We start from the raw sequence: 14,727 nt of genomic DNA on the forward strand, positions 1-14,727 counted from the left end.
TAGCCATGACGCTCGCGATCCTGTGCTCGGGACAAGGCAGGCAGCATCGGGACATGTTCGCTCTCACCGGCGATGCGCCGGAAGCCGCTCCCCTGTTTGCGCGCGCAGCGGCATTGCTCGGCAGCAGGGACCCGCGCGAATTCGTGCGCAGCGAACCCGATGAAGTCTTGCATCGCAATCATGCCGGCCAGGTTCTCTGCACCCTGCAGGCGCTTGCTGCGGCGGCGGTGCTCGCAGATGCCATTCCGCGCGACGTCATCATTGCCGGCTACAGCGTCGGCGAGGTCGCCGCCTGGGGCGTTGGCGGCCTGTTCGACGCGGCCGTTACGCTCGATCTCGTGGCGCGCCGTGCGGAGGCCATGGATGGAGCCACGCATCCCGGCGACGGGCTGGTTTTCGTCCGCGGTCTTTCGCGAGATGAGGTCGACCGCCTTTGCCAGCGCCATAGCGCGGCGGTCGCCATCGTCAATCCCGGCGATGCCTTCGTCATCGGCGGCGGCCGTGAGGCGCTGGACGGGATCGCCGCCGACGCGCGGGCGATGCACGCCGCAAGGATCGTCGCGTTGCCGGTTGAGGTCGCCTCGCACACCCAGCGGCTCGCCGAAGCATCCGCAGTATTTCGTGAAGTCTTACGCCGCGTGCCGGTGCTGTTCCCGCCCAAGGCCAGCGCGCGCATCCTGAGCGGAATCGATGCCGCTCCCGTCGTCGCGCGCGAAAGCGGTCTCGACAAGCTTGCCGCGCAGATCTCGCACACCGTGCAATGGGCGGATTGCCTGCAGGCCTGTGTCGAAGCCGGCGCGACGGCATTTCTCGAGCTCGGGCCAGGGCACGCGCTGAGCCGCATGGTTGCGGGCATCGACACCGGACTGCCGGCGCGTGCACTGGATGATTTCAGGAGCCTGCAGGGCGTGCGCGCCTGGATCGCGCGTCACCTCGACGTCTAGTGCCGGCCAGTTCCGGACCGGCGACGCTATCGATGAAGCTAAATTGTCGAAAAGGAGGGGCCGTCCTTTGGAGGAGGACGGCCCCTGAAATGCTCGGATGCCCAGGGAGGAGGAGGCTCGAGCGGTGACTTGGGGGCAATGACTTGGGGGTCTCAGTCACCTAACACGCACAGCATCGCCGATCCCGCAGCAGAAGTATTTCACGATCCCCGGCTGTTTCTCATTTCGCATGATTCACATGAAGTCCGCGGGCAGCACGCGCGACATCGTCTTCGACGTCGAAGCCGGATCGGAGAGCCTGGACGAAACCGACGCGTTCCGGCTGGTGCATCGCCAGCGCGCGGGCGTCTCGCCCGTGATCCGTTTGAACACGGTCGAGAAATGCGCCTGCGTGCAGAAGCCGACGGTCAGCGCCACCTCGGCCAGCGTCGTGTCGGTGTTCGACAGCAGCGATTTCGCACGCTCGATGCGCTGATGCAGCAGATACTCCCGCGGCCGGTATCCCGTCGCGGCGCGGAACTGGGCCGCGAAGTGCATCCGCGACAGTCCCGCGACCTTGGCGAGTTGGGACAGGCTGATGCAGTGGTCGAAGTGCAGCCCGACATATTCCTCGACGCGCCGCAGTCGCCATTTCGGCAGCGCATTGACCTTCGCGTGCGGCAGCTCGCGCCTGGCGAGGTGCATGGCCAGCGTCTGGCCGATGCAGCGCGCGAATTCCCGGTCGGCCGAATGGCCACGCTCGGTCAGCGCCTTCGCGAGTTGCTCGGCGAAGGGGTCGCGGAGCAGGATGAGGTCGTTGAGGCCCTCGGTCGAGGCGGTTCCTGCGCCGGGCCGGAGCGGTTGAAAATAGCTGCCGGCCGAGACATGGAAGTGCAGGAAATCGCACGGTGCGTTGAACTGCGCGCTGAGTTGCTGCGACGGTGCGCCGATATACAGCGTGCCCGCCGGCATGACGCCGTCGAAGACGGTGTGACGGCCTCTGGTCAGCTTGACGCGGGTGGTCTTCAGGGCGATGGCGAAGAAGTAGCGGTCGGGAGGCGTCGTCGCCTCTTCGTGCCTGATGCCTGTTTGCAAACTGGTCCATCGCGAGATCGTGATGTCCTCGGACGTAGAGCTCGTCCGTCCGTCGGGCTGGCGCCACTTGCGTTCGTGGGGAAATGCCCGGGTCTCCCGCGGGGAGAGAGGGTTGCGACGGGTGGGTTGATACGTCAACCGAGCGCCGGCCGCTTGCATATCGGTGAGCATGGTTTGTCCCGTCTTGTTGATTCCGCTGCCGTCGTGACGGCTGCCGAATGCAATGGTCCATGCTCGAACGATAGGTGGGGTCTCGTCGCAAGGCTCGTTAAGGATGCTTAAGCGGTATTAGATTTTGCAAATGCGAGGGGTGCGACCGGGTGTCGCAAAAAGTTTAATTGAACCAAAGGGATCAAGCACATGTGCGGGAGGTGTGATGTTAGCGCGATGAGGAGGCGCAACGCCTGCTTCAGGGCAGGCGTGGCGAGGCGTTGATGCCGGGCGTGATGCCGGGCGCGATGGTCTCTGCCGGCGGAACCGCGGACTCGCGCGTATAGGGAACCGCTTCCACCTCAGGACGCTGCTGCGATGTCGCTTGCAGACAGTTCGGACGCGGCGGCTGTCCTGCGCCGAACAGGTCGGTGACGGGATCGACGAAATTTTCGCGGAATTGGCCGAACCAGGTCTGGCGATGGTCCGCGGAAGGCTGACGGATCGTCACCGTCGCCGTCATGCCGGAGACCAGCGGAACATCCGGCGGCACGGTATCGATGGCGATGCGCACCGGCACGCGCTGCGCAAGCCGCACCCAGGTGTAGATTGGATCGACATTGGGCAGGCCCTGCGTGCCCGTGGCGGCGTTCGACACGCTGACACCGCGTGTCACGGTCTTTACATGTCCCAGGATCGGCTTGGCATAACCGACCAGCTGCGCTTCGGCGCGATCGCCGACGCAGACGCGCGCCATCTTGGTCTCCTCGAAATAGCCGTCGATCCAGAAGCTGCCGGAATCGATCACCGAGATGTTGCTGATTCCGGTGACGGCATAGTCGCCCGCGCGCAGCAGGAGGTTGGTGACGTAGCCGTCGACGGGACTCGTCACGCTGGTCCGTTTCAGGTTCAGCTCGGCCTGGGCAAGCTGGTGTGTCGCGGCCTCGTAGGCGGCTTTCGCCTGCGCCGCGTTGCCCGCGAAGATCTGCTGCTCTTCGGGGGTCGTCGCAAGATCGGACAGGTGCTGCCGCCGGTTGAATTCAGCCTGCTTGACCTCCAGATCCGCGGCCCGCTGCTGGACGAGCGCCTTGTCGACGCTGACGGCCACCTCGAAGTCGAAAGGGTCGATGACGTAGAGCACGTCGCCCTTGTGGACGAACTAGTTGTCGGCCACCCGCAGCTCCACGATCTTGCCCGCCACCTGCGGCGCGACGTTGGCGACCTGGACGCGCACGCTGCCGTTCCGCGTCCATGGCGCGGTGACGTAGTGCTGCCATGTCGCAACCGAGATCACGACGGCGACCAGTGCGATGCCGAGGGTCGCAAGATGCTTGCCGGCACTGAGCATGAAACGGCCGAAAGCCTTGCGCAGCGGCGCGGAGGGAGTCGTCCCTGCCGGAGGTCTGACGCCGTCCGCCGCGCGGTCGCTGGTGTCGCGTGCCACGGTTTCCGGCGTGTCCACGGCATCGACCGGCGTTTCGGTCGGCGGTTCATCGTGAAGCTGGGTCGCGTCCCGGGGCAGGGTGGCTTCCATGACTCGTCTCCCTAGAAGAACAGTGCGAGCATGCCGAACATCGCCACGTAGAGGCAGAGCTCGGCCAGCGACGGGCTGCTGAAGATTCTTGTAAATCCGACGTAGCGCAGCAGCGGGCGGAGCATCAGGAACGCGAGCAGTGCGATGGCCGCATAGGAGACGATGGGTGCGATGAGAACGCCGCCGATGACGAGCTCACGATAGGTGTTCGTCATGGCTGTTTCCCTTGGCTGAAGCCGGTTGACGATCGTGATGGTGCGAACGCCACGCTTGCCGCCATCAGCGCGGCAATGGCCGCACTGGCAGACAGGTTGTTTTGTGCTGCCGCCTGGCGCAGCGCCGCTGCCGCGACACGGATCGCGCTGCCGTTTCGCCCGGCGAGCGCGTCGCGCGCGGCTTGCGCCGCTGTTGCGAGCGACCCCTGTTCCAACAGATCCAGTTCGGCGCAGCAGCGCCGCAGGGCTTGGGCCTGGTCGAAATCGCGCATCACTTCGCCGGCGATCTGATCGTCGATTGCGGAGGGACCGTTCGCAGTCAAAATCTGTTCGATCCGCGCCGCATCGCGAAAGGCGGCTTCCTCCGGCGCGAGGCCTCGGGTGCGCCTGCCGCCGAGGCGGCTCAGCTCGCGCCGGACCTCTCCCAGCAGCAGCCGAACCCGCCGCTCGCCCGACAAGGGAGGCAGCAGCATCTGGGCGGCGAAGACGAGGACCGACGCGAGGCAGGCAAACAGGCTCGTGACGAGAAACACCTCGGGATCGTAGCTCTGCGGATTGGTCGGCGTGAGCACCGCCAGCGTGAACACCAGCACGAGGCGGCCGAGAGACGACAACATCGGGTTCGGCAGCGAGATCAGCAGCGCAAGACCAATGACGACAGGCGCAAGACCGATCGCCAGCAGCTGGAATTCGGACACGCCGTTGAAGACGAGGTATTTCAGGATGCCGGCCAGCACGCAGGCGATCGGCGTCGCCATCACCGCGACCATCGTGAAACTGCGTGGCGCCGGCGACATCGTGCTAAGGCCGATGATGACCGCGACGAGCGAGAGGCAGAGCTCGGTGGTCGGCCATCCCGTCAGCACGAACAGGATTGCAATCAGCGTGAACGAGATTGCAGCCCGCACGCCGGTGTCAGCCGCGATGCGACGCGAGCGATAGAGCGGCGCGCGCCATGCTCGATATCGCGGCCTTCCTTCACGCAGTGCATCGAGGCAATCGCGCACCCGTGTGTCCTCTTGGCTGATTTCGGTCTGGAGCCAGGATCGCGAGATCGCCGTCAGCCCGGTTGCATCCGGGGCGGACGCGGCGGGGAGAGCTGCGAGCATGCGGCTGAGAGAGAACAAGTTGACGAGATCGACCAGCGCGGAACGCGCGGCGGCGGCCCTCGCCGTGCCGATGCTCGATTCCGTCGTGAGGCTGGCGATCTCCGGACGCACCGCCGCGATATCATGCAGCAGGCTTGCAGCAGCGGCAGCAGATGCGGCCTCGCCGCGCCCGGCACCTTGCGCGAGCTCGGCGACCCGGCGGTGCAGCGCCTCGATGCGGCCTGCGAGAACCGGATGATAGTTCGGCGTACCCAGCACTTCGTTCACCAGCGCCACCGCAAGGACCCCGATGCCGATGGCCGCGCCACGCGCGACGCCGGTGGTGAACACCTGGAGCGGCGTGTCGATCTGCTGGACCGCGATCAGGGCGACCGTGATGCAGCCGATCGCCGCCGCGTAGGCGCGATTGCCATCCAGCATGCCGGCCGCAAAGGCGCAAAGCCCGACCCAGATGCCCAGCACCGCAAGCAGGAGGCCGTCAGTCTGGGAAAACATGCCGGCGATCGCGATCGAGGCAATCACGCCAATCACGGTCGCGAGCAGCCGGTAGCCGGCCTTCTCCATCCCCTGACCGCGTGTCGGGAGCGCGAGCACGGCGACGGTCAAGGCCGCCGATGACGGGGATTCGAGCTCGAGCCAGAAGCTCACATACAGCGCGAGCAACATCGCCAGCCATGTCCGCAGCGCGAATGTCCAGGCGCTCGCCGGAAAACCGGCGAAGACGAGCGGACGCGGTGCGGCAGCACTGGTGGGGTTCCCTGGCATCGTGCCTCTTCCGTTTCCGGCAGGGCGTGCGGTCCTGTCGATCTCGCGAAATCGGCGCTGAATATGAGGTTTGCCGGGCCTGCCGGTATTTCCGGTCCGCTCACCGCGTTTCCGGATTGCACGCTGGCTTCGGGACGAGGGACGCTGAGTGGACTACGGCGCGTGGCCGGCCAGCGCCTCTTCGAGGCGGCGGATGATCTCGTCACCGCTGGAGGGCTTGCCGAGATAGCAATGCGCGCCGGCGGCCATCACGCGCTGGCGCACGATTTCGCTCGGAAAGGCCGTCATGAAGATGATCGGGAAATGGCGGCCGGCGGCAATCAGCCGTGCCTGCAATTCGTCGCCGGTGATGACGGGCATCTGGACGTCGGCGATCATGCATGCCGGATCGTCTCCCGGCGCCCGCCGCAGAAAATCCACGCCGGATTCATAGGCCCGGGCCTCGTAGCCGATCGAGCGGACGAGGCTCGCAAGCGACGCGCGAACGCCTTCGTCGTCGTCCACGATCGCAATCACCGGGGTTTTGGCCATTGGCACACAATCCTGGCCGCGGTGTTCCGCAAGGAGAGCATCTCCCTTTGCGCGGCCGATGCCGTCTTATGCACCCGGGGCAGCCCCTCCGGAATTATACTCAGGTTTGGTCCGTAGTCCTTCGGGTTTGGGATACCCCGAGCGCCTCGGCCTTGCGGACGAGGTCGGCCAGCGACCGGACCCCCATCTTCCGCATGACATTCCCGCGGTGGATCTTGACCGTGATCTCGCTGAGGCCGATCAGGGCGGCGACCTGCTTGTTCATCAAACCGGCGGTCACGTGTCCCATCACCTCGCGCTCGCGCGCCGTCAGGGTCTCGTACTGGGCGCGGATATCGCCCCTGGTCGCGGCCTCGGCGCGGTGCTGCGCGTCGCGCTCCAGCGCCGCCGTCACGGCGTCGAGCATGTCCTGGTCGCGAAACGGTTTGGCGAGGAAATCGACCGCCCCGGCCTTCATGGCTCGCACCGACATTGGAATGTCGCCGTGGCCGGTCATGAAGATGATCGGATAGCTGATGCCCTGCCGGACGAGCTGGCCCTGCAGATCGAGCCCGCTCACGCCGGGAAGGCGGACGTCCAGTACGATACAGCCGGGGCCGTCGGGCAGCGCGGCGCCGAGCAGTTCGGCCGGCGAGGCGAACAGGCGCGTCTCGAGGCCGACGGACCGGAACAGGCTGTCGAGCGAGGCGCGGATGCCCGCGTCGTCGTCGACGATCATGACGACCGAGTTGGGGGATTGGGCTGGCGGTCGCGCTTGGTCTGGTCGTGTCATGGTTGGGCGTGTTCTTGGCTGTATGGCAGTGTCAGGCGGAATGTCGCGCCTGCACCGGGCGTGCTCTCGGCCGACAACTGTCCGCCATGAGCTTCCACCGTGGTTCGGCAGATCGCAAGTCCCATGCCCATCCCGCCGCCCTTCGTCGTGAAGAACGGATCGAACAGGCGCGGCATGTCTTCGGGCCGGATGCCGGGGCCGCTGTCCTGCACCGTAATGGCAAGATGCTCGCCGTCGACGGCACCGGCGCGCAGCTTGACGGTGCGGGAACCGGGCTGACCCGCCATGGCCTGGCCGGCATTGACCAGCAGATTGACAAGTACCTGCTGAAGCTGGATCCGGTCGCCACGGATTGGCTTCAGGCCATGCTCGACCTCGAAGGTGAGGACGACGTCGTCATTGGCAAGCTCGCGCGCGACCAGAAGGGCCGCTTCCTCGATGATCTCGGCGATGTCGAGATTCTCCTGCTGGGCAGGCGCCTTCTTCAGGAAGGTCCGGATGCGCGCGACGATCTCGCTGGCACGGCGGCCTTGCGCGACGACCTGGACGATCGTGGCTCCGACCTCGTCCAGATCGGGCACCTCGCGCCGCAGCCATCGCAGGCCGGCTTCGCCGCTGGTGACGATCGCCGCCAGCGGCTGATTGACCTCGTGGGCAATGGAAGCGGTGAGCTCGCCGAGTGTGGCGACGCGCGTGGCATGGGCGAGCTCCGCTTGCGCCGCCAGCAAGGCATCCTGCGCCTGCTTGCGCTCGGTGATGTCGACGACGAAAGCGAGCACGTTGCGATCGCCGTCGGGTCCGGCGGGAAAGGTGATCGTGAACAGCACGGGAACCTTCTGTCCGTCGAGCCCGACGAGCTCGGTCTCGCCTTCATGGAATGGCTCGCCTTCCGCGAACGCGATCAATGCGCCGAGGAAACTCCGGTCGCTCTCGCTGAGCAGCCGCTCCACATTCTCGATGAAGATCGGGGCGCCGCGAGCTCCCGCCATCGCCTGCAGGGCCGGATTGACGTCGGTGATTTTGGCGAGCCGCCGGGCCTGCCGGACGAAGTCCGGATGTTGGGCCAGATAGTCGCGCAAGTCCGCTCCTGCGGTGTCCAGCGATTGCAGCGCGGCGCGGAGATCGCTCCAGTCCTCTTCGACGACGCCGATCCGGCTCGCATCGAACATCCGGCGGTATCGCTGCTCGCTCTGCACCAGCGCGTTGTGTGCGGCGACGCGGTCGGTGACATCAGTATGCGTTTCGAGGACCCCGACGGGTTTGCCGAGCCGGTCGTGCTGCAGGGCCCATCGGGCATCGACGGTGAGCACGGCGCCGTCCTTCGTCCGCTGCTGCACGCGGCCTTCCCACCGGCCGGTGTCGAGCAGGCCGGCCTCGATGGTTTCGCGCCGATCGGGATATGTGGTTCGCAGAAGACTGTCGGCGAGCTGACCGAGTGCCTCGTCGGCCGACCAGCCATAGGCCTGCTCGGCGGTCTTGTTCCAGAAGGTGATCACGCCGCCGCGATCCCTGGTGAAGATCATGTCATGCGAGAGGTTGAGCAGGCGCGCCTGCGCCGCGAGGCGCTTCGTTGCGCCGTGATTTTGCAGGGCCAGCAGGGTCGTGATCCCGATCGCGGCGAGGCTCACGAGCACGCGAAGGGCGGGCGAGGCGATGCTCACCAGATCGTGCGATAGCAGATAGGCGGTGATCGTCAGCACGACGCAGCCAACCGCGGCGACGATGGTGTCGTCGCGCCGGTTGGTCTTTGCCGCGAGCAGGATCGCCACGACATAGAGAACCGCGACCGCGCCTTCGAGCGGCGTCAGCACGTCAACCAGGAAAACCGCGAAGGCGAGGGCGGCGGACCAGAACCGCAAGCCGGCGCGGCTCATGGTTGAACCTGTGGTCCGATCATGAGGCGTCATCGTCGCTGGCAGTCGTTCTTCTCATACCGGGAGCGTTGATGCCGCGATTTGATCGCGTCCACAACATCCCACGGCGTGATTTTCGTGCTCTCATGGAAGACCTGTCGCCATGCATGATCCGGCGCGAGCGCCGGTGTGCGGAATACGGCGAAAAATCGGGAAGAATCGCGTGATTCCGCCGGTGGATGACGCGCGGCAAGCGCGTCAACTTACCGCATGCGTGCCATGCCGCGAGCAGCGCCGGTTCCGCGATGCCGGCGAGACGCGGCACCGCTGCGCTCTCGGGCGGACACGCCCGCGATCATACCTAGGTATGACGCGGTTAACCCGAGAACCTAACGATGCACCCGCGCGTAGAATGGATCGCGCGGACCGCCGAACTACTCTGCCCATGACATTCGGACAAGCCAGCCAGGCGATGCCGGATCGAAAACGGACAAGGAGGTTCGACGATGTCGCTGCAGATGTCACGCTCACAGACGGTTAGGGACCATGACGTACGCGCGATCGATATCTCGACGATCGATCGCCAACGGCTCGGCCTGTCGAAGCTCCCCGAGCGATTCGATGCGGACGGAACGATGCTGTCCTTCGTCCATCTGGACGTGGCTCTGGCGGTCGAGACGCAAGCGGCCGACGCCGAACGATCTGCCGCCCGCGGGACTGTACGCGGGCCCGGCTTCAGGCTCTCCGCGAAACTCCTTGCGGAGCCGCATGCCGAGGGCGAGCGGATCTCCGCGACGGAAGGCTCCACCGATCCGGTGATGCGGCGCCTGTCGGATGCGCTCGCGGCGACCGAAGCCGCGCACGATGCCCATTCCGCCATCATGGCCGATGCGCTGCGGCTTGCGATCCTCACCCGGACGTTCAGCCGGCAGGCCACTCCGGCCGGAATCGACCCGGCCGACGGCGCTCAAGCGGAAGATGCCGGCCGCACCGTACGGTCGCTGCAGAACTGGCGCCTCAAGCGTGTCCTGCAATTTGTCGACAAGAACCTGACCGCAAAGATCTCGCTGCAGGACATGGCCGCCGTCGCCGGCCTCAGCAGGATGCATTTCGCGGCGCAGTTCCGCGCAGCCACCGGCGTTCGGCCGCACGAATATCTGCTGAGGCGTCGCATCGAGCGCGCCCAGGAGCTGCTCAAGCAGGCCGAAGTCACGCTCGTCGACATCGCCCTGACGGTCGGCTTCCAGACCCAGGCGCATTTCACCACGGTGTTCAAGCGCTTTGTCGGCGATACGCCGTATCAATGGCGCAGCGCCTATCTCGCGCAGTTCATGCCGCTGCCGCGCGCAGGTGTGGGGTCGTCATGAGCAATATCGGCATTCAAGCCCTGCTGCTGCCGCTCGCGAGCCTGCATCTGATGCTGACGCACCACGAACTCATGGAGACGATCGACCTCGCTCGCGCGCTCGGCAGCTCGTATCGCGTCGCGGCGTCGGATCTGGGAAGCGGCCTTCTCTATGGACGCTTCGCTTTCAACTTCTGCCGAAGCGCAATGGCGTGGGCTGCGCGGTGATCGATCAGCTTCGATACCAGCTTCCCAGATTCCAGGTCGTGACGTCCCATCCCGAGATGTCCGCCATGAGGTTGTTGACGGAGCCGCCGACGATGTTGCGCGACAGCAGCGGCACCAGGATGTTGGCCTCGCAGAAGATCTCGTTGACCTTGATCAGCAGCGCGGCGCGCTTGACCGGATCGAGCTCTTTCTGCGCGGCCTTGTAGGCCTTGTCGGCCTCGGGATCGGACCAGCGCGAGACGTTGCGGCCGAGCCATTTGTTGTCCTTGTTGGCGATCTCCCAGGACACGCACTGGTTCAGGAAGCGCTCCGGATCGGGCTGCGGCTGCGTCGCGTTGTACATCTCCATGTCGGCATAGAGCTTCGAGTAGGTGTCGGGATTGCCGACGTCCGACGAGAAGAACACCGACGCGGTGACCGACTTGAGCTCGATATCGATGCCGGCCTTCTGGCAGGCCTGCTTGATGATGGCCTGGGTCTTCTGACGCGGCGCGTTGATCGAGGTCTGGAAGACGTATTTGAGCTTCTTGCCGTCCTTCTCGCGGATGCCGTCCGCGCCCATCTTCCAGCCGGCCTCGTCGAGGATCTTGTTCGCCTTGTCGATGTCGAACGCGTAGGCCAGCTTGCCCGACTTGAACTGGCTGGGCTGGTTGACGAAGCTCGCCGTTGCGACGGCGGCGCGGCCGTAGATGAATTTCTGGATCGCGTCGCGATCGACCAGCAGGTTGAACGCCCGGCGCACCGCCGGATCGGACAGCGTCGGGTGTTTGGTCTTGACGCTGGACCTCTCGCCGTCGACCTCGCTCCACGGATCCGTCGTGTTGAGGATGATGAATTCGAGGCCGCCGGAGAGCGTGAATTCCACCTTGCCTTTGCCGCCGGCTTCCATGCGCTTGAGGACCTCGTCCTCCACCAGCAGATTCCAGGCATAGTCGTATTCGCCGGTCTGCAGCACGGCGCGCGCCGCGGAGACCGCATCGCCGCCGCCCTTGACCTCGAGCGTGTCGAAATGCGGCTGGTTCTTGACGTGGTAATCGGGGTTGCGTTCGGCCCTGATCAGATCGCCCGGCTTGAACTCGATGAACTTGTAGGGGCCGGTGCCGACCGGCTTGAGATTGCCCGGTGCGTCGCGCGACTTCGCGCCGCTGTAGTCGCCGAAATGATGCTTGGGCAGGATCTGGCCGACCGAGCCGACGAACGGGTCGGCCCAGAACGGGGTCGGGGCCTTGAAGACCACCTTGACGGTGTGGTCGTCGATCTTCTCGACCGTGATGTTCTGATAGGAGCCCGTGGTGTAGGCCGCGGTGGCGAGATCGGCGGCGTATTGCCAGGTGAACACGACGTCGTCGGCGGCGAAGGGCTTGCCGTCATGCCACCTCACGCCCTGCTTCAGCTTCCAGATCACGCTGGTGCCATCGGGCGAGAGGCCGCCATTCGCCTTGGTCGGGACCTCGGCGGCGAGGCAGGGGACGAGGTTGCCTTCCTTGTCCCAGCCGGCGAGCGGCTCGAAGAAGATGCGCGAGGCGACCTGATCCTTGGTGCCGAGCGCGAAATGCGGATTGAGCAGCGTGGGGGCCTGCCAGACCAGGATCTTGAGCGGGCCGCCGCCGCCGGCCTTGGTCGGCTTGTAGGCAAGCGTCGAATCCGCCATCGCAACGTCATTCCAGAGCAGGATCTGGCTCGCGACCGGTGCTGCGATTCCGACCGCAGCCATGGTCTGGATGAACGAGCGCCGCGACAGCGTGCCTTGCTTCACCTCCGCGACGGCCTTGCGGATCTCGTTCTCGTTCATCGGATGACCTCCACATTCGCGAAGAGATAAAGTCGCCACCTTCATGCAAGCCGCATGCACTTTAATAAGCTCAGCATGTCGGGCGTCGTGGAGTCAAAGCTGAGGGTGTCGAGTCGCGTGCGGATGGGCGCCGATGAATAGTTCTCTGCCGCATTTCGCCGACGATTGTGGAGAAGGCCGTTGCAACCGGCGAAATCCGTCGACCGACGGAGCGACAATCTGCCGCATGTCGCCGCATTTGGGGATGCATCGGATGTTACCATGACACCGTACGAAACGATCGATCCGGATATGCCTGCGCATTCATCAGATGAGACCCACAATTTAGTCGCCCAGTGCAACAAAAAACTACAAAGCAAACGCGATAAAAATGGCAGAGTGCAGTGCGAAAAAGGGCAATGGAGCTGAGACGTGACGATCGAGTTGAGCCGGCGCAGGTTGTGTCCTGCGACCGGCTTGTTTGAACGACGGGTTATCTCGTCGACTGCCTTCGGCGCACGAACTACGGAGCGACCATCAGGTTGGCTCTGGTCACGTCAAACACTGGATCGAATGCAGAAAGTGAAGAGCTGCCGCGGCGCGATTTCCGAATCGCGGCCAAGGCAACCGCCGCGGCGCGCAACGCCGGCAGGCGAAAGCGCAACGTCGCTCGCCTGCAATCGCACCATGCTCGCATGCAGGCTGTCGTGACAGCGATCCCATCACGTCCGGACAGACGTCCGGGCAATTGCTGACGGCGCGCTCGGAATCAAAATGGAAAGTGATTGCTTGTCTAACGACTCGTGCGAAGGCACCGGGGAACGCCTGGCGCGCCTGCGGGGCCGCGCGTCCCGGTTCTTCGAAAGCCTGTCGGTGGCAGAGCTTGCACGCCCGGCGCACAGGCATCAGTGGGTTACGGACTGGTTGAGGGTCGCAGCCGACTACGGCAGATCCGCTCGGGCCGCGCGCGCCGAGGGGGCGGCCCGGACCATGCTGGAAGCGTGGGTGTGCTCGCTGACGGCGCTCGAGGTCGCCAGAAACTTGTCGTGTCCGGGCGATCCCGTGGCCGGCGATCTCGCAGGCAAGATCGGCGACAGCCTGAGGGATTTTGAGGATGACGCCGGCCCGGTGATCGAGCGCGTGAAGCTCGATGGCTTTGATCACGCGGCGCTGACGGGCTTCTTCCTGCCGGCGCTCCGTCATGGGCGTCCCGCACCTGTGGTCATCTGCGTCGCCGACGACCACACCGCGATGGACTCGATGATGAGCAGGATATTGTCGGCCTCGTGCGGCCGGACCATGTCGATCCTGCTCGTCGATGCCGGCACTTCGCCCCTCGGTCGCAGTTTCAAGCCGGAGCATCTTCTTCAGTGCTGGCTGCAATATCTGGAGGCTCGCCCGGACGTCGATTCGCGGCGGATCGCGGTCTATGGCGAAGGCGCGGGCGCCAGTCATGCGTCCCGCCTCGCCCTCTTGGATCGCAGGATTGCCGCTGCCGTGTGCGATGGCGGGATTGCGACGCCGGTGATGCGCCGCGCCTCGTTGCGCTGGATGATCGGCGCCGAGCAGGCCGCCGGCGACGGGATGGCGACGGAGCCGTTGCTGCCGTCGCGTCGAATCCCTTGCCCGCTGCTGGTGGTCGTGGGCAGCCGGTCGATGGTTTGGGAAGAGGATGCCCTCGAGCTGAATTCCGGCTATCGGCGGGCCGGAGCCGATTGCGCGACTGTCGTGCCGAATCGCATCCCGCATCCTCTGGGCGAGGTCGAGGATTTCGTCGCGGTCGACGATTTCATCTTCCAATGGCTCGACAGCAAGCTTGGCGAGGCCCGTCAGCTCGCGCCCGTGACCTATCTCTAACCGCGAATCGGTGCGGTCACGAGGCGTCGATTGCCAGCAATCGGGCCGCCAGCCGTGCGTTCCTGGCGATCGTGGCGAGCGCCGCGTTCAGGTCGGTCAGTGTATTCTCGTCGAGCTCGTTGAACATGGTCGAGTTCAGGGCGAGCTTTCTCTTGGAGAGCTTTTCGATCTCCGTCGTCGCCTTCGTCGTGAGCGACATCAGGACGAAGCGCGCATCGTCCGCTCCGGGACGCCGCGACAGGAAGCCGCTCTTTTCGAGTGTCTTGGTCTGGTTGGTGACGAAGGCCGGGTGAACGCGCAGCTTGTTCGCAATGTCGATTCCCGCGACGCCAGGCCCCTGGTCCAGCTCGGTGATGGCCATCAGGATCAACCACTGCGGCTCGGTAATGCCGAGCAGTCCGGCCCAGCTGGTATGGATGTCCTCCAGCTGAGAGTGGATCTCCACCACGTTCCAGATGAAATCCGTAATCGCCCTGTCGAGTTTTCTCTCGATCATCTGGCTTCCCCCCTTTGTCTTATGACTATTCTTTTACTGGCATATTGGGGGCTAGTCTCGCCTCACGCGCATCGACGTTAGTG

At 65.1% G+C, this 14,727-nt stretch carries 13 protein-coding genes and 1 pseudogene; 5 read left to right on the forward strand and 9 right to left on the reverse strand.

Annotation, left to right across the window (positions count from 1 at the left end; all coding sequences use genetic code 11):
• The first annotated feature begins 5 nt into the window (after positions 1-5).
• Entirely contained in the window at positions 6-944 is a 939-nt protein-coding gene (locus VGR99_RS27330; protein WP_326902942.1) for an acyltransferase domain-containing protein, read from the forward strand.
• Between the two features lie 234 nt (positions 945-1,178).
• Here the strand turns inward: VGR99_RS27330 and VGR99_RS27335 are convergent, their stop codons facing one another.
• From VGR99_RS27335 to VGR99_RS27365, 7 genes and pseudogenes are all read right to left on the reverse strand, one after another.
• Complete coding sequence (locus VGR99_RS27335; protein ID WP_326902944.1) at positions 1,179-2,189, reverse strand: AraC family transcriptional regulator; 1,011 nt, start codon at positions 2,187-2,189, stop codon at positions 1,179-1,181.
• 238 nt (positions 2,190-2,427) lie between these two features.
• Positions 2,428-3,702 (reverse strand): annotated as a pseudogene (locus VGR99_RS27340) (biotin/lipoyl-binding protein).
• 11 nt (positions 3,703-3,713) lie between these two features.
• Positions 3,714-3,917 (reverse strand): DUF1656 domain-containing protein, encoded by a 204-nt coding sequence (locus VGR99_RS27345; RefSeq protein ID WP_326902945.1) that lies wholly within the window; start codon positions 3,915-3,917, stop codon positions 3,714-3,716.
• Positions 3,914-5,791, reverse strand: a complete 1,878-nt coding sequence (locus VGR99_RS27350; protein ID WP_326902947.1) for an FUSC family protein — start codon at positions 5,789-5,791, stop codon at positions 3,914-3,916. The genes VGR99_RS27345 and VGR99_RS27350 overlap by 4 nt, the downstream gene beginning before the upstream one ends.
• 153 nt (positions 5,792-5,944) lie before the next feature.
• Positions 5,945-6,322 carry a response regulator transcription factor gene (locus VGR99_RS27355; protein WP_326902948.1) on the reverse strand — a complete coding sequence of 126 codons (378 nt, stop codon included), beginning with the start codon at positions 6,320-6,322 and terminating at the stop codon, positions 5,945-5,947.
• A gap of 100 nt (positions 6,323-6,422) precedes the next feature.
• Positions 6,423-7,094: a response regulator transcription factor gene (locus VGR99_RS27360; RefSeq protein ID WP_326902949.1), complete on the reverse strand. Its 672-nt coding sequence runs from the start codon at positions 7,092-7,094 to the stop codon at positions 6,423-6,425.
• A complete protein-coding gene (locus VGR99_RS27365) occupies positions 7,091-9,001 on the reverse strand; it encodes a PAS domain-containing sensor histidine kinase (protein ID WP_414645185.1) in 1,911 nt (636 codons plus the stop codon). The genes VGR99_RS27360 and VGR99_RS27365 overlap by 4 nt, the downstream gene beginning before the upstream one ends.
• Before the next feature lie 452 nt (positions 9,002-9,453).
• Here VGR99_RS27365 and VGR99_RS27370 point away from each other — a divergent pair, with 452 nt between their 5' ends.
• Positions 9,454-10,314 (forward strand): AraC family transcriptional regulator, encoded by an 861-nt coding sequence (locus tag VGR99_RS27370; RefSeq protein ID WP_326902952.1) that lies wholly within the window; start codon positions 9,454-9,456, stop codon positions 10,312-10,314.
• A complete protein-coding gene (locus VGR99_RS27375; protein ID WP_326902953.1) occupies positions 10,311-10,520 on the forward strand; it encodes a hypothetical protein in 210 nt (69 codons plus the stop codon). The genes VGR99_RS27370 and VGR99_RS27375 overlap by 4 nt, the downstream gene beginning before the upstream one ends.
• Before the next feature lie 4 nt (positions 10,521-10,524).
• Here the strand turns inward: VGR99_RS27375 and VGR99_RS27380 are convergent, their stop codons facing one another.
• Positions 10,525-12,312, reverse strand: a complete 1,788-nt coding sequence (locus VGR99_RS27380; RefSeq protein ID WP_326902954.1) for a peptide ABC transporter substrate-binding protein — start codon at positions 12,310-12,312, stop codon at positions 10,525-10,527.
• 180 nt (positions 12,313-12,492) lie between these two features.
• On the opposite strand from VGR99_RS27380, the gene VGR99_RS27385 reads away from it, so the two are divergent.
• Both VGR99_RS27385 and VGR99_RS27390 read left to right on the forward strand, forming a co-directional pair.
• Positions 12,493-12,720: a hypothetical protein gene (locus VGR99_RS27385; RefSeq protein ID WP_326902955.1), complete on the forward strand. Its 228-nt coding sequence runs from the start codon at positions 12,493-12,495 to the stop codon at positions 12,718-12,720.
• A gap of 360 nt (positions 12,721-13,080) precedes the next feature.
• The gene (locus tag VGR99_RS27390) at positions 13,081-14,148 is read left to right on the forward strand and encodes an alpha/beta hydrolase (protein ID WP_326902956.1); all 1,068 of its coding nucleotides are present in this window, start codon (positions 13,081-13,083) and stop codon (positions 14,146-14,148) included.
• A gap of 16 nt (positions 14,149-14,164) precedes the next feature.
• On the opposite strand, the gene VGR99_RS27395 is transcribed toward VGR99_RS27390, so the two are convergent.
• Positions 14,165-14,644 carry a MarR family winged helix-turn-helix transcriptional regulator gene (locus VGR99_RS27395; protein WP_326902957.1) on the reverse strand — a complete coding sequence of 160 codons (480 nt, stop codon included), beginning with the start codon at positions 14,642-14,644 and terminating at the stop codon, positions 14,165-14,167.
• Positions 14,645-14,727 lie beyond the last annotated feature (83 nt).

Origin of the sequence: Bradyrhizobium sp., from assembly GCF_035935975.1 — a bacterium.
Lineage (GTDB): Bacteria > Pseudomonadota > Alphaproteobacteria > Rhizobiales > Xanthobacteraceae > Bradyrhizobium.